This is a genomic window from Pseudoduganella sp. R-34, assembly GCF_049904655.1.
Lineage (GTDB): Bacteria > Pseudomonadota > Gammaproteobacteria > Burkholderiales > Burkholderiaceae_D > Rugamonas.
Genome location: NZ_CP184572.1, coordinates 863,344 through 878,004, shown reverse-complemented (window position 1 = coordinate 878,004; position 14,661 = coordinate 863,344). Strand labels below are relative to the sequence as shown.

The window sequence follows — 14,661 nt, the reverse complement described above, 5'->3', positions numbered from 1 at the left end:
TCTAACTATTTTCCTGCATAAAATTCGGGGAACACGAGGGTGGCTTCCAGGCCGCCGCTCGCGTGGTTGGCCAGGGTCAGGCTGGCGCCGTGCTGTTCAGCGATATTGCGTGCAATCGTGAGGCCAAGGCCGGTGCCGCCGGACGAGCGGTTGCGCGACGATTCCAGACGGTAGAACGGCTCGAACACCTGGGCCAGCTGGCCGGCCGGGATGCCCGGGCCTTCATCGCGGATGCGTACGCGCGACGCGCCGGCCTCGCGCTCCACCGTCACGTGCGCGCGCTGGCCGTACTTGACCGCGTTGTCGATCAGGTTCACCAGGCAGCGGCGGATGTCGAGCGGACGGCCCATCAAATCCATGCCTGCGCGGCCTTTCAGGTCCACCTGCTGGCCGGCGTCGGTGGCGTCGGCGCACACGCTGTCGAGCAGGGCGTCGAGGTCGACGCGCTGCATGGCCTCGGTGGTATCCATGCTGCGTGCCAGGTCCAGGCCTTCCTTGACCATCTGTTGCATGGCCGACAGGTCTTCCAGCAGCTTGCCCTGCAGTTCCGGGTCCTGCACTTTTTCCAGGCGCAGGCGCATGCGGGTCAGAGGGGTCTGCAGGTCGTGCGTGATAGCGGCCAACATTTCCGTGCGCTGGGCGATGTGCTGGCGGATGCGCGCCTGCATGGCGTTGAAGGCGGCCGAGGCGGTGCGGATTTCCGTCGCGCCGCCCAGCTTGATCGGCGGGTGATTGATGTCGTGACCCAGGTTTTTGGCGGCGACGGCCAGATTCTTTAACGGACCCATCGTCATGCGGGCCACCAGGTAGGCCAGCACGGCAATGCTGAGGAGGAAGGGAACAAAAGCGGCATATTCATTTTTGCCTGTCGGCGCGGGCTGGCGCGGCGGCAGGATGGACAATTTCAGGTGCTGGCCGTCGGGCATGGTGACCGCCAGCGATTCGCAGGTGCCGCGCCAGGTGCCGGTGCCGGCGCCAAACACGGAGAAGGCCGTGTAGGCGGGCGTCGGGCGCTCGCAGGCATCTGGACGGTCCTGCAGGGATTGCAGGGTGTATTCCTTGCCGAGGCGGTTGGCCAGGGTGGCGCCGAATTCGCTCATTTCCGGACTGATGCCGGCCAAGTCGTCGAGGACCTCGAGCTTGATGGCGCCCATGCTGGCCACGCGCAGGTATTGGTTGCGCGATTCCGGCAGCACGACAACTGCGGTGGAAATGATCTGCTCGGCACGCTCGAGGGCAAAGAAGTCGCGGTAGCGCTGCAGGGTGCGCTGGCGTTCATTGACGGCGAGGTATTGGGTCAACGCGGCAGAGGCAAGGATGCCCAGCATCAGGACCAGGAAGACCCGGCCCGTCATGCCCCTGAAGAACGCTTTCATCAGTCAGGCTCCACGGCCACCGTACCGGCCAGCACATAGCCGCCATTGCGCACTGTCTTGATGATTTGCGGCAGGCGCGCATCTTCGCCCAGCTTCTGGCGCAGGCGGCTGATCTGGATGTCGATCGAACGGTCGAATGGATCGGCGTCGCGGCCCTGGGTCAGGTTCAGCAGCTGGTCGCGGTTGAGCACGCGGTTGGGGTGCTCGAGGAAGACCTTGAGCAGGCGGAATTCGGCGCCGGACAGCATGATGACCGTTCCCTGCGGATTGACCAGGTGGCGCGCGGTCAGGTCCAGCACCCAGTTGGAGAAGCGGATGCGGCTGGCTTTCTCGACGCCGCTGACGGCAGCATTGGCGCTGCGGCGCAACACGCTGCGGATGCGGGCCAGCAGTTCGCGCGGCTCGAATGGCTTGGGCAGGTAATCGTCTGCGCCCATTTCCAGGCCAAGGATGCGGTCCAGCGGCTCGCTGCGGGCAGTCAGCATGATGACCGGCAGGGTCGAGTGGGCGCGCAGCTTGCGGCACAGGGTCAGGCCGTCTTCACCCGGCAAGTTCAGGTCCAGCACGATCAGGTCGGGCTTGGTGTTGTCGAGCAGCTTCCACATGGCCGCGCCGTCGCCGGCGCCATGGGTGCGGTAACCGTTAGTTTCCAGATAGTCCTGCAACAGCGTGCGGATATCACGGTCGTCGTCGACGATGAGGATAGTGGCAGCATTTTCCATGCGTACAATTATCCCTTGCAACGCTGGCCAAGGGTAGACAGTTTGTATCGCCATGTTTAGATATTGCTTGTCGAAACATGGCGTTACAAAACTCTGGCAGCGCTGATCAGTCTTGAATGATGGTCCAGGTGCCGTTGCCAACAACCGGGATGTTCCAGACACCGCTCATCTGCTGCAGGCTATCGATCTTGCCGGCGAAGGACGGGCTTCCATCGCTATTGTTGACCGAATTGAAGTACAGCGTTCCGTCAGCATTGACCTTGCCGGTGATATTCAGCGCCACGGCGTCGCCGAAGCAGCCGCCGCTGATGTCGCCGTCCCAGTCAATGGCAACGGTGCACGTCCCGGCCACGTTCTGTCCGAACGCCGTGGTGCCGTCGATGCGCCCTTTCCAGTTGCCGATAAAGCGCAGCGGGGTATCGAACTTCCGCGCCAGCTTTTGCTTCGCATAACCCTCCAACACTTCGGTCTGGGTCACAGCACGACTGGCACCGGTAATCTTGTTGGTCCTGGTGATGTTGCTGACGCATTTGACGTCGGTGCCCAAGTCGGGTTCCCACCAACAGATGCGATCGGCAACTGTACGGAAATTGCCGTCTTCGTCAGTATGGTTACGACTTATCTTATGGGTCGTAAAGATTCCAGCCGGAACGGTCACCTGCTCGATCGCTAACACGCTGTCTTTGAATTCAATCGCGGTCTGTGTCGCAGGGTTAAGCGAACACTGGGCTTGGACGACACCTGAATATTGCCAGTTCATGCCGACTGCGACGGCATACGGCGCCACCGAATAAAGTGGCGGGTTCGTCGTCTCCGTGCATTCGCCATAGCTGACGCGCAGCGCACGCCCCAGGCTGTCCAGGTCCATTGAACTCATGCTCGAGGTAAAGACCGGGGAAACTGTCGCATTCGCATAATCGGAAAAGTAATTGACCGTTGCCGCGCCATCGCTTCCTACGCTACGAAAATACTTGGTGCTGTAGCTGTAACCCTCTTCGCCGGTGTTCTTGTCACGTGTCGTGGTTTCCCATGTGAAGTAGTCCCCCACGCTCGCCTTCGCCGCCACAAAAGTTTGAGGGGCCGCAGGCGGTGGTGCAGAGCTGTTCCCACCATCGGAGCCTCCACCACAACCGGCAAGCACGCCTGCCACCGCCAACACTGCCAAGCCACACTTACGCATCGATTCCCTTTGAGACAATTATTAAACGAAAAACCAACAATATTGCCATAATGCAATCAAAGACGCAACATCTGGATACAAAGTGCTTGCTCCGGGACACTTGTCCGAAACAGGAAAGCCGGAAGATGCTTCCATGTGCAGTGCGAGTGCACATAGGTGTGTGTTCAACTACGAAGGGATTTATCATGAAAACCTTGCATAAAGCATTCGTCATCGGCGCAGCTGTGTTCGGATTTGGCACGGCGGCTTTGCCGGCCATGGCGGAGGAGGCTCCGCAGCACCAATATGCGGCCACCAAATTCGATCCAGTCAAAATGCAGGAGCGTATGGATGCGCATGCCAAGCGCATGCACGATACGCTGAAGATCACGCCGGCCCAGGAAGGTGCATGGCAGGCTTATTTGTCGGCGCTGAAATCGAATATGCCGCAGCGCGGCCAGTTCGACCGCGCCGCTTTCAAGAATATGCCGGCGCCGGAGCGCATGGAAAAGCGGATCGAGATGGCGAAGGCCCATTTGAGCCGCATGGAAAGCAACCTGGCAGCAACCAAAACTTTCTATGCAGTATTGACGCCTGAACAGCAAAAGCTGTTCGATGAGAAGGCTCGACATTTCGGTCATGGCATGCACCGTCATGCCATGCGCAACCATCATTGATCCCTGGACTGGCAACAAAAGGGCGCCGGTCGGCGCCCTTTTTCGGCAAGACTTAGTCTTGGTTGATCACCCAAGTACCGCTGCCATGATTGGGCACGCTCCAAGTGCCGCTGATCTGCTGCAGACTATCGAACTTACCCGTGATCGTCTGACCTGCGACACCATTGCTGACCAGGTTGAGTGCCAGCGTTCCGTCCGGATTGACCTTGCCGACTAAATCGAATTCGAATCCACTGTCTGCGCAATTACCCTTGATCGTCCCATCCGGGAAGAACATCGCTGTACATTTGCCATAGGCGTCGCCCAGCAAGCGTCCAGCCCAGGAGCCGGTGAAACGCAGGGTCGAATCAACTTTGCGCCCCAATGCACGATTGGAGAATGCCTGCAACTCATAGGTGTCCGCATCGCTCGTCTTTTCGCCAGTCGCCCTCTTCGTTCGTGCCGTATTGGCGATGCATTTCACTTCCACGCCCAGCTCAGGTTCCCACCAGCAGGTGCGCTCTCGCACCGCCGTCCAGGTCGCGCTGTTCGAGGTGTGGTTCCGAGTTATTTTGAGCGCATTGAAGGTACCAGCAGGCACGGTCACCCGTTCCAGGGCACCGACCACATCCTTGAACTCAAGGGTTGATTGCTCAGGCTCGAAACCGCAATTGGTTTCATACACGCCAGCATGCTGCCAGTTCATCCCGGCCGCGATCGTCTTGAGCGCCACCATGTGATACGCTGGTTTGGTCGTAGAAACACAGGGGTAATCCCTGATACTCAGCAGGCGTCCCAAGCTGTCGTATTCTTCCGTTCTTGTTTTCGAGCTAGCCACCATTAGCTCGCTTTGCCCTGCTAGTGCCGACACGGCTTTGACGGTTGTCCCCCCATCCGTTGCAACCCCGCTGACCAACCGCGATTCATAAGTGGTCGAATCGTTTTGCCCTGAAACCTGCCACACCTGCTTGTACGAGTAATAGTCGCCCACCGTTGCAGCGGCTGCGACATACGTCTTTGGACCGGCAGGCAGCTGGGCACTCTCACCTGCATTGACACCACCACTCCTATCATCGCCACCACCACCACAGGCGGCCAGCAAGGCTGCCATCACCATCACGGCAAAACTACGAACATTCATGCGTTTCCTTCGATTAGCCATTACACCCAGCAAGATATATTGATTTTATCTTAATAAACACTCCAAAAAAAGGGCGCCTTTCGCGCCCTTGGACTAGTTCAGCTTTTGAAGTGATCGCAGGAATTTCTCGGTATTCTGGAAGCCAATGACCCGCGAATCCGGGATTTCCTGGCCCATTGCATTAAACATGATGATGCCCGGCGGGCCAAACAAAGTGAACCGCTGCAGCATCGCCTTGTCGGCCTCGTTGTTCTCCGTGACATCGACCTGCAGCAAAATCGTATTGGCCAGTTTCTGCTGGACCGCCGGGTCGATGAAGGTCAGCTTTTCCATTTCCTTGCACGACACGCACCAGTCGGCATAGAAATCCAGCAGCACGGTTTTGCCGCCGGTTTGCTCCAGCACGGCATCCAGGTCAGCGACCGTTTTGATGCGGGTAAATTGCAGGTGGCGATCGGCGCGTCCGGCCAGTCTTTCAATCGGGTGCAACGGATCGGCGCTGCCTGTCGCTAAGCCCGCGACCTGGATCAGCCCCAGTACCGCAAAGAAGAATGCGATAACTTTCGGCAGCCATTTGCCGCGTTCATGGGTCAGCAGGAAGAACGCATAGCCCACGCCCAGTATGGCCCAACCAATCATCTGCAGCTTGCCCGGCAAGACCGGCGACACCAGCCACAGGGCCATCGCCAGCATCAGCACGCCAAAGAAGCGTTTCACGGCCTGCATCCAGACACCCGCGCGCGGCACCAGGGCGCCGGCCGAAATACCGACCAGCAGCAACGGAATACTCATGCCAACAGCCATTGAGAACAGGGCGCTGCCGCCGATCACGACGTCGCGGGTCTGGCTGATGTAGACCAGCGCGCCAGCCAAGGGGGCCGCGACGCACGGGCCGACAATCAGGGCCGAGATGGCTCCCATCGCAAAGACGCCGGCCAGCTTGCCACCGGACTGGCGATTCGACGCGCCCGCCAGGCGCGATTGCATCGCCGCCGGGACTTGCAGGTCATACACGCCGAACATGGATAGCGCCATGCCGGCCATCCCAAGGCCGAAGAAGCCCAACACCCACGGGTTTTGCAAGGCGGCCGACAAACCCTGGCCAATCAGGCCCGCCGCCACGCCAAGCACGGTGTAGACGATGGCCATGCCGAGCGAGTAGCTGACCGACAGCACGAAGCCGCGGGAGCGATTGCCGGAAGATCCATCGCCAACGATGATCGAGGACAGGATCGGCACCATCGGCAACACGCAGGGCGTGAAGGACAGGCCCAGCCCAAGCAGGATAAACAGCGGCGCGATCACCAGCAGGCTGCCTCCTTTCAACGCCGATTCGATCTTGCCCATTTCGCTCTCGCTTCCCGCGGCGGCGACTGGCGCTGCCGGGGTCGTGGCGCCGGCAGCTGCAGGCATGTCCACGCCAGCTTGCGAAACTGCGACAGGCACGCTTTGCGCAACGCCTGCTGTGCCTTGTTTTGTTCCAATGCCGAATACGCTGCCGCCAGCCGGTGCGCTGCTGCCGCCGACCACCATCAGGCGCGCCGAGGATTCCATCGGCGAATAGCACAGGCCCTTTTCCGAGCAGCCCTGGCTGGTAGCCATCAGCGTGAATGGCCCGGGCGCCTCGACCGGGATCACGATCGTCACCTGGTGGCGATAGGTCTCCACGTTCTTGGCAAAGGTCTCGTCGTATTTCACCTTGCCCGGCGGGATTTGCGGCTCGCCCAACGTTGCGCCGTCGGCAACGAACTTGAAGCGCTCGCGGTACATGTAATAGCCGTCCGCGATCTCATACGTCACGGCGATGGCCTTGCCCTCCACCACTTTGGCGGAAAACTTGAATGCTACCTGGGGATCGAGGAATTCCTCGTCGGCCCGCGCCGCACCGGCAAACAGGAGAACAAAGAGCGAGAGCGCGGCGAACAGCCACGCCTGGAAGGAGGACGCTTGTCGGTGCATGGTCTTGAGCGGTGAATCGATCGGGCACGCCAATAGTACACCGGGCGGCTTAACGCTGCTTTAAGCTGTTACCAGCAGAAATAAAAAAAGCCGGGCAGTGCCCGGCTTTTCAATAAACCTGTCTGAGATTACTCAGCGGTTGGTGCCTCGTCAGCGGAGCTGACTTCTGGACGGTCCACCAGCTCAACGAAAGCCATTGGAGCGTTGTCGCCATGACGGAAACCCATTTTCAGGATGCGCAGGTAGCCGCCGTTGCGGTTTGCGTAGCGTGGGCCCAGTTCAGCGAACAGCTTCAGAACCATCTCGCGGTCGCGCAGACGGGAGAAAGCCAGGCGCTTGTTGGCCAGGGTGTCGGTCTTGCCCAGGGTCAGGATTGGTTCCACAACGCGACGCAGTTCCTTTGCCTTTGGCAGGGTGGTCTTGATCGCTTCGTGACGCAGCAGCGAAACAGTCATGTTGCGCAGCATTGCCAGACGGTGGGACGAGGTACGGTTCAGTTTACGGAGGCCGTGACGGTGACGCATGGTACTTCCTTTCGATAATGTTTAAATCCGAGATCTTCGATCGCCTTGGCAAGCCTCGGCGCGGTCCGGTTATGGTTTAAAGTTACTGCTAATTAGTTGGCAACAGGGCAGAACATCGCTGCGCGATGTCCAGCACTGTCACCAATTTGTTACTTACTTCTCCAGACCAGCCGGCGGCCAGTTCTCGAGTTTCATGCCCAAGGTCAGGCCGCGCGATGCCAGCACTTCCTTGATTTCGTTCAGCGACTTGCGGCCCAGGTTCGGGGTCTTCAGCAGCTCGTTTTCGGTACGCTGGATCAGGTCGCCGATGTAGTAGATGTTTTCTGCTTTCAGGCAGTTGGCCGAACGCACGGTCAGTTCCAGGTCGTCCACTGGACGCAGCAGGATCGGATCGACCATTGGAGCGCGCGATGGCGCTTCAGCGGTGGTTTCGGTGCCTTCCAGGGCAGCAAACACGTTCAGTTGGTCGACCAGCACGCGGGCCGATTGACGGATCGCTTCTTCCGGGGTGATCACGCCATTGGTTTCAATGTTGATGATCAGCTTGTCCAGGTCGGTACGCTGTTCCACACGTGCCGATTCGACAGCGTAGGAAACACGGCGCACTGGCGAGAACGAAGCGTCCAGGATGATGCGGCCGATGGTCTTGTTGGCGTCTTCCGACAGGCGACGCACGTTGCCAGGAACGTAGCCGCGGCCTTTTTCGACTTTGATCTGCATGTCCAGCTTGCCGCCAGCGGTCAGGTTGGCGATCACGTGGTCCGGGTTGATCAGTTCCACGTCGTGTGGCAAGTCGATGTCCGACGCCATCACTGGGCCTTCGCCTTCCTTCTTCAGGGTCAGGGTAACGGAGTCACGGTTGTGCACCTTGAACACGACGCCCTTCAGGTTCAGCAGCAGGTCCACCACGTCTTCCTGCACGCCGTCCAGCGAGGAGTACTCGTGAACGACACCGGCGATGGTGACTTCGGTCGGCGCAAAGCCGGTCATCGAAGACAGCAGCACGCGGCGCAGCGCGTTGCCCAGAGTGTGGCCGTAGCCGCGCTCGAACGGCTCCATCACGACTTTGGCGTGACCGTGGCCCAGGGCTTCAACATCGATAATACGTGGTTTCAACAAGCTATTTTGCATGTAAATGTCCTTTTCATTACCCTCGGCTCGTTACACCGATAAGGCTGATGGCATTAAATGGAAAAGGCGGGACCGCGTCCCGCCTTGGTACAGCACCCGAGATTAACGGGAATACAGTTCGACGATCAGCGATTCGTTGACGTCAGCAGCGATTTCGTTGCGCTCTGGCAGGGACTTGAAGGTACCTTCCATTTTCTTGGAGTCAACCGACACCCAAGCTGGCATGCCAACTTGTTCAGCCAGCGACAGGGCTTCAACGATACGGGTCTGCTTCTTCGACTTTTCGCGCACGGCGATCACGTCGCCGGTCTTCACGTTGTACGAAGGGATGTTCACCACGTTGCCGTTCACGGTGAAGGCTTTGTGGGACACCAGCTGACGCGCTTCAGCGCGGGTCGAGCCGAAGCCCATGCGGTAAGCAACGTTGTCCAGGCGGGATTCCAGCAGGGACAGCAGGGTTTCGCCGGTTGGGCCCTTGCGGCGCTCAGCTTCAGCGAAGTAGCGACGGAACTGGCGTTCCAGCACGCCGTACATACGCTTGACCTTCTGCTTTTCGCGCAGCTGGTTGCCGTAGTCGGAGGTGCGGGCGCCGGATTTCACGCCGTGCTGGCCTGGCTTGACGTCCAGTTTGCACTTGGAATCCAGGGAGCGGCGTGCGCTCTTCAGGAACAGGTCGGTGCCTTCACGGCGGGACAGTTTTGCTTTTGGTCCGATATAACGTGCCACGGTATTTTCCTTAATGATGTAAATGACGCCCCAGCCGCGTCGGGATGCGGTTAGGCGCTAGCCTGGCTCACTTTCAGCGCAGGCGGTGGCTCAACATTGCCAGTCCGGCCACGAAAAGCGGCGCGGAAAGGCAAAAATAGCCGGACAGTATAACCGTTTCCGGTTCACTGTTCCAGCGATTTTGACTTCTGAAAAACGGTGGCCGGTCCACACCAGACCGGCCATTGTCTTGCAGATATTAGATGCGACGACGCTTAGGAGGACGGCAGCCGTTGTGCGGCACTGGGGTCACGTCCTGGATCTCGGTGATCTTGATGCCCAGGTTGTTCAGTGCGCGAACAGCGGATTCGCGGCCAGGACCAGGGCCCTTGATGCGAACTTCCAGGTTCTTCACGCCGCATTCCTGCGCAACTTTACCAGCGGCTTCAGCAGCAACCTGCGCTGCGAACGGGGTCGACTTACGCGAACCCTTGAAGCCAGCACCACCGGAGGTCGCCCACGACAGAGCGTTGCCCTGGCGGTCGGTGATGGTGATGATGGTGTTGTTGAAGGAAGCGTGAACGTGTGCGATACCTTCAGCGACGTTCTTCTTGACTTTCTTGCGTACGCGAGCGGCTGCTGCGGAGCTTTGTTGCTTAGCCATAGTAGTTCCCTAGATTATTTCTTCAGCGATTGAGCGGCTTTGCGCGGGCCCTTGCGGGTACGTGCATTGGTGCGGGTGCGCTGACCGCGGACCGGCAGGCCCTTACGGTGACGCAGACCACGGTAGCAGCCCAGGTCCATCAGACGCTTGATGTTCATCGACAGTTCGCGACGCAGGTCGCCTTCGACGATGAACTTGCCGATTTCTTCACGCAGCTTTTCCAGCTCGCTGTCGTCCAGGTCCTTGACCTTCTTGTTGGTTGCAACGCCGGCTTGTGCGCAGATGAACTGCGAACGAGGACGGCCGATACCGTAGATCTCGGTCAGGCCGATAACGGTGTGCTTATGGTTTGGGATGTTAACCCCTGCAATACGTGCCATTCGTTATTCCCTCGAATTAACCTTGACGCTGCTTGTGACGAGCTTCCACGCAGATTACGCGGACCACGCCCTTGCGCTTGATGATCTTGCAGTTGCGGCAGATGCGCTTAACTGAAGCGTTAACTTTCATGATTGCACTCTCTTATGTTCGAAATTGCTTAATTAATTACTTTGTCCGGAACACAATACGGGCCCGGCTCAGGTCGTACGGCGTCAATTCAACCGTGACCTTGTCGCCAGGGAGAATGCGGATATAGTTCATCCGCATTTTACCCGAAATGTGGCCGAGTACCACGTGGCCGTTTTCCAGCTTTACTCGAAAAGTTGCATTGGGCAAGTTCTCCAGGATCTCGCCCTGCATCTGAATTACGTCGTCTTTTGCCATTTATCGTGTCGGAAGTCCGCCCTTGAAGTTAGCTTTGCGCAGCAGCGATTCATATTGCTGCGACATCACATAGTTTTGCACTTGAGCCATGAAGTCCATGGTCACAACTACAATAATCAACAGCGAAGTACCACCAAAATAGAACGACACCTTCCACTGGGCTTGCATGAATTCCGGCAGCAAGCACACGGCGGTGATGTACACGGCGCCCGCCAGGGTCAATCGCATCAGGATCTTGTCGATGTAACGGGCTGTCTGCTCACCGGGACGAATCCCTGGCACAAAGGCCCCGCTCTTCTTCAAGTTGTCCGCAGTTTCCTTGCTGTTGAACACCAGTGCGGTGTAGAAGAAGCAGAAGAAAATGATTGCCACGGCGTACAGCAGTGCATGGATTGGCTCACCAGGAGCCATCGACGCAGCCAGATCTTTCAGGAAGCGGACCACTGGGTTAGAGGTGTCCGCACCTTTCGAAAACCAGTCCACGATGGTAGCCGGGAACAAGATAATCGACGAAGCGAAGATCGGCGGAATCACGCCTGCCATGTTGAGCTTGAGCGGCAGGTGGCTGGTCTGCCCACCGTAGATCTTGTTACCGACCTGACGTTTGGCGTAGTTGACCAGGATCTTGCGCTGACCACGTTCGACGAACACCACCGCGTAGGTAACCGCAGCTACCAGGACCACGATGAGGATCCCCGAGAAAGCGTTGATCTGGTTGTTGCTGACCTGGGTGAACAAGCCACCCAGCGCATTTGGCAGACCAGCCGCGATACCGGCGAAGATGATGATCGAGATGCCGTTACCAAGGCCACGCTCGGTAATCTGCTCGCCCAACCACATCACGAACATGGTGCCGGTCAGCAGCGTCACCACGGTGACGAAGCGGAAGCCCATGCCAGGGTCGATCACCAGGCCAGGCTGGGCTTCCAGCGCGACCGCGATGCCGAACGCCTGGAACAAAGCCAGACCGACAGTTGCATAACGGGTGTACTGGGTAATCTTGCGACGGCCCGATTCACCTTCTTTTTTCAGCGCCTCCATGGTCGGCGACACGATCGACACCAGTTGCATGATGATCGAGGCCGAAATGTATGGAGTAATGCCCAGGGCAAAGATCGTGAAACGCGACAGCGCGCCACCGGAGAACATGTTGAACATGCCCAGGATGCCGTTCTGCTGCGATTCAAACAACCGTGCCAGCTCTACCGGGTTGACACCCGGAACAGGGATGTGTGCACCGATACGGTACACCACCAGAGCGCCCAGCAAAAACCACAGCCGGTTCCAAGGGAAGCCGGCGGCGGCGGATTTAGCAAGCTGTTGGTTCGTTGCCAATTTTCGCTCCGATTAAGCTAGCTGACTCAGGCTACCGAGCCGCCAGCTGCTTCGATGGCTGCTTTCGCGCCAGCGGTCACCTTCAGGCCTTTTACGGTCACTGCTTTGGTGATTTCGCCGGAAGCGATCACACGTACGTCGCGTGCCAGAACATTCAGCACACCGGCCTGTTTCAGCACCAGGATGTCGACTTCACCGACAGCCAGGGCGTTCAGGTCGGACAGACGCACTTCAGCCTTGAAAGTGGCATTCAGGGATTTGAAGCCACGCTTAGGCAGACGACGCTGCAGAGGCATTTGACCGCCTTCGAAGCCGACTTTGTGGAAGCCGCCCGAACGCGATTTCTGACCCTTGTGGCCGCGGCCTGCGGTTTTACCCAGGCCGGAGCCGATACCGCGGCCAACGCGGCGCTTAGCGTGCTTCGCGCCTTCTGCTGGTTGAATGGTATTCAGTTGCATTGTTTTCTCCAGTTCCTAAGGGTCGCTTAGGAAACGACTTTAACGAGGTAGGCGACCTTGTTGATCATGCCGCGCACAGCAGGAGTGTCCTGCAGTTCGCTGACAGAGTTCACACGACGCAGGCCCAGGCCACGCACGGTAGCGCGGTGGTCTTGACGGGTGCCGATCAGGCCCTTCACCAGTTTGACTTTGATAGTGCTCATTGAAGTGCTCCCTATTAACCCAGGATCTCTTCAACCGACTTGCCGCGCTTGGCAGCGATGTCAGCTGGAGTGCTCATTTTGGCCAGGCCGTCCAGGGTGGCGCGCACCAGGTTGTATGGGTTGTTCGAACCGGTGGATTTTGCCACCACGTCGGTCACGCCCATCACCTCGAAGATAGCGCGCATGGCGCCACCAGCGATCACGCCGGTACCTGGCTTGGCTGGCGACATCATCACTTTCGACGCGCCGTGGCGGCCGGTGACGGTGTGCTGCAGGGTGCCGTTCTTCAGAGGAACCTTGATCAGGTTGCGGCGGGCTTCTTCCATTGCCTTCTGCACACCGACCGGAACTTCCTTCGACTTGCCCTTGCCCATGCCGATGCGGCCATCGCCGTCACCAACCACGGTCAGCGCTGCGAAGCCCATGATGCGACCACCCTTGACCACTTTGGTCACGCGGTTGATCGCGATCATTTTTTCGCGCATGCCATCATCCGGCTTATCGGATGCCATTTTTGCTTGCATTTTTGCCATGATCGTACCCTTAGAACTTCAGGCCAGCTTCACGCGCGGCTTCAGCCAGCGCCTTGATGCGGCCGTGGTAACGGAAACCGGAGCGGTCGAAGGCGACTTCGGTGATGCCCGCTTTCAGTGCTTTTTCTGCGACACGCTTGCCAACCAGTGCGGCAGCGGCGGCGTTGCCACCCTTGCCAGACTTGCCAGCCAGCTCGGCGCGCACTTCCGCTTCCACGGTCGAGGCCGAAACCAGAACTTTGGCGTCCGGGCTGATCAGGTTCGCGTAAATGTGCAGGTTGGTGCGGTGGACCGACAGGCGGTTCACTTTCAGTTGCGCGATCTTGATGCGAGTTTGACGTCCGCGGCGCAGACGAGATTCTTTTTTGTCCATCGTCAGCCCCTAATTACTTCTTCTTGGTTTCTTTGAGCTTAACCACTTCGTCCACATAGCGGACACCCTTGCCTTTGTATGGCTCAGGGGAGCGGTAAGCACGCACTTCGGCGGCAACCTGGCCAACCTTTTGGCGATCAACGCCAGAGATGATGATCTCGGTTGGGGTCGGGGTTGCGCACTTCACACCGGCAGGCATGTCGTGAACGACCGGGTGCGAGAAGCCCAGGGACAGATTCAGCTTGTCGCCTTGAGCCTGGGCTTTGTAGCCCACGCCGACCAGGGACAGCTTCTTCTCGAAGCCCTTGGTAACGCCCACGACCATGTTGTTGACCAGGGCACGCAGGGTGCCGGACATGGCGTTCGATTCACGGCTGTCGTTCACCACGTCGAAGGACAGGGTGCCAGCGTTGTTTTCAACTTTTACCAGGCCGTTCAGGCTCTGGGTCAGGGTGCCCAGCGGGCCCTTGACGGTGATCGCTTGTGCGGAGATGGCAACTTCGGCGCCAGCAGGCACAACGATCGGCATTTTAGCTACACGAGACATTGTGTTACTCCTTAAGCCACGAAGCAGATGACTTCGCCACCAACACCGGTAGCGCGCGCCTTGCGATCGGTCATGACGCCTTTCGGGGTCGACACGATTGCCACGCCCAGGCCGTTCATCACGGTTGGGATCTCATCTTTGCCTTTGTAGATACGCAGGCCTGGACGCGAAACACGTTCCAGACGCTCGATCACAGGACGGCCTACATAATATTTCAAACCGATTTTCAGTTCCGACTTGCCCTCGTTGGTGGACACGGCGAAATCTTCAATGTAACCCTCGTCTTTCAGGACGTTGGCAATCGCAACTTTCACCTTCGACGATGGCATTGCCACGGAGGTCTTTTGCACGGTCTGTGCGTTGCGAATACGGGTCAGCATATCGGCGATAGGATCGCTCATACTCATTGC

20 protein-coding genes are annotated in these 14,661 nt (G+C 58.6%); 1 reads left to right on the top strand and 19 read right to left on the bottom strand.

Going from position 1 to position 14,661, the window contains the following annotated elements; genetic code table 11:
* Positions 1-5: 5 nt before the first annotated feature.
* From ACN9MW_RS04105 to ACN9MW_RS04095, 3 genes are all read right to left on the bottom strand, one after another.
* Complete coding sequence (locus tag ACN9MW_RS04105) at positions 6-1,376, bottom strand: ATP-binding protein (protein WP_426167789.1); 1,371 nt, start codon at positions 1,374-1,376, stop codon at positions 6-8.
* The gene (locus tag ACN9MW_RS04100) at positions 1,376-2,098 is read right to left on the bottom strand and encodes a response regulator (RefSeq protein ID WP_426167787.1); all 723 of its coding nucleotides are present in this window, start codon (positions 2,096-2,098) and stop codon (positions 1,376-1,378) included. Before ACN9MW_RS04100 ends, ACN9MW_RS04105 begins: the two co-directional genes overlap by 1 nt.
* Positions 2,099-2,204: 106 nt before the next feature.
* Positions 2,205-3,278 (bottom strand): hypothetical protein, encoded by a 1,074-nt coding sequence (locus ACN9MW_RS04095; protein ID WP_426167785.1) that lies wholly within the window; start codon positions 3,276-3,278, stop codon positions 2,205-2,207.
* A 185-nt stretch (positions 3,279-3,463) separates the two neighbouring features.
* Here ACN9MW_RS04095 and ACN9MW_RS04090 point away from each other — a divergent pair, with 185 nt between their 5' ends.
* Positions 3,464-3,934: a Spy/CpxP family protein refolding chaperone gene (locus ACN9MW_RS04090; protein WP_426167783.1), complete on the top strand. Its 471-nt coding sequence runs from the start codon at positions 3,464-3,466 to the stop codon at positions 3,932-3,934.
* A 52-nt stretch (positions 3,935-3,986) separates the two neighbouring features.
* Here the strand turns inward: ACN9MW_RS04090 and ACN9MW_RS04085 are convergent, their stop codons facing one another.
* The 16 genes from ACN9MW_RS04085 to rpsH all read right to left on the bottom strand — a co-directional run bounded on the left by ACN9MW_RS04085 (position 3,987) and on the right by rpsH (position 14,658).
* Complete coding sequence (locus ACN9MW_RS04085) at positions 3,987-5,054, bottom strand: hypothetical protein (RefSeq protein ID WP_426167781.1); 1,068 nt, start codon at positions 5,052-5,054, stop codon at positions 3,987-3,989.
* Between the two features lie 93 nt (positions 5,055-5,147).
* The gene (gene dsbD, locus ACN9MW_RS04080; protein WP_426167779.1) at positions 5,148-7,013 is read right to left on the bottom strand and encodes a protein-disulfide reductase DsbD; all 1,866 of its coding nucleotides are present in this window, start codon (positions 7,011-7,013) and stop codon (positions 5,148-5,150) included.
* 128 nt (positions 7,014-7,141) lie between these two features.
* Positions 7,142-7,537, bottom strand: coding sequence for a 50S ribosomal protein L17 (rplQ, locus tag ACN9MW_RS04075; RefSeq protein ID WP_130315940.1), 396 nt, complete (start codon positions 7,535-7,537; stop codon positions 7,142-7,144).
* Positions 7,538-7,690: 153 nt separating this feature from the next.
* The gene (locus tag ACN9MW_RS04070) at positions 7,691-8,668 is read right to left on the bottom strand and encodes a DNA-directed RNA polymerase subunit alpha (protein WP_130315941.1); all 978 of its coding nucleotides are present in this window, start codon (positions 8,666-8,668) and stop codon (positions 7,691-7,693) included.
* 102 nt (positions 8,669-8,770) lie between these two features.
* A complete protein-coding gene (gene rpsD, locus ACN9MW_RS04065; protein ID WP_342118631.1) occupies positions 8,771-9,394 on the bottom strand; it encodes a 30S ribosomal protein S4 in 624 nt (207 codons plus the stop codon).
* Between the two features lie 238 nt (positions 9,395-9,632).
* Positions 9,633-10,037 (bottom strand): 30S ribosomal protein S11, encoded by a 405-nt coding sequence (rpsK, locus tag ACN9MW_RS04060; RefSeq protein ID WP_028101645.1) that lies wholly within the window; start codon positions 10,035-10,037, stop codon positions 9,633-9,635.
* Between the two features lie 14 nt (positions 10,038-10,051).
* A complete protein-coding gene (gene rpsM, locus ACN9MW_RS04055) occupies positions 10,052-10,417 on the bottom strand; it encodes a 30S ribosomal protein S13 (protein ID WP_028101646.1) in 366 nt (121 codons plus the stop codon).
* Between the two features lie 16 nt (positions 10,418-10,433).
* On the bottom strand, positions 10,434-10,547 hold the full coding sequence (gene rpmJ, locus ACN9MW_RS04050) for a 50S ribosomal protein L36 (RefSeq protein WP_082507582.1): 114 nt from the start codon (positions 10,545-10,547) through the stop codon (positions 10,434-10,436).
* 36 nt (positions 10,548-10,583) lie between these two features.
* Positions 10,584-10,802, bottom strand: coding sequence for a translation initiation factor IF-1 (gene infA, locus ACN9MW_RS04045; RefSeq protein WP_005663428.1), 219 nt, complete (start codon positions 10,800-10,802; stop codon positions 10,584-10,586).
* Positions 10,803-12,137, bottom strand: a complete 1,335-nt coding sequence (gene secY, locus ACN9MW_RS04040; RefSeq protein ID WP_130315943.1) for a preprotein translocase subunit SecY — start codon at positions 12,135-12,137, stop codon at positions 10,803-10,805.
* A 26-nt stretch (positions 12,138-12,163) separates the two neighbouring features.
* Complete coding sequence (gene rplO / locus ACN9MW_RS04035; protein WP_028101648.1) at positions 12,164-12,595, bottom strand: 50S ribosomal protein L15; 432 nt, start codon at positions 12,593-12,595, stop codon at positions 12,164-12,166.
* A 26-nt stretch (positions 12,596-12,621) separates the two neighbouring features.
* A complete protein-coding gene (rpmD, locus tag ACN9MW_RS04030) occupies positions 12,622-12,798 on the bottom strand; it encodes a 50S ribosomal protein L30 (RefSeq protein ID WP_035373423.1) in 177 nt (58 codons plus the stop codon).
* Positions 12,799-12,812: 14 nt separating this feature from the next.
* Positions 12,813-13,331 (bottom strand): 30S ribosomal protein S5, encoded by a 519-nt coding sequence (gene rpsE / locus ACN9MW_RS04025; RefSeq protein ID WP_057264732.1) that lies wholly within the window; start codon positions 13,329-13,331, stop codon positions 12,813-12,815.
* Between the two features lie 10 nt (positions 13,332-13,341).
* Complete coding sequence (gene rplR / locus ACN9MW_RS04020; protein ID WP_028101651.1) at positions 13,342-13,704, bottom strand: 50S ribosomal protein L18; 363 nt, start codon at positions 13,702-13,704, stop codon at positions 13,342-13,344.
* A gap of 13 nt (positions 13,705-13,717) precedes the next feature.
* Positions 13,718-14,251 (bottom strand): 50S ribosomal protein L6, encoded by a 534-nt coding sequence (rplF, locus tag ACN9MW_RS04015; RefSeq protein WP_130315944.1) that lies wholly within the window; start codon positions 14,249-14,251, stop codon positions 13,718-13,720.
* A gap of 11 nt (positions 14,252-14,262) precedes the next feature.
* A complete protein-coding gene (gene rpsH / locus ACN9MW_RS04010; protein WP_130315945.1) occupies positions 14,263-14,658 on the bottom strand; it encodes a 30S ribosomal protein S8 in 396 nt (131 codons plus the stop codon).
* Positions 14,659-14,661 lie beyond the last annotated feature (3 nt).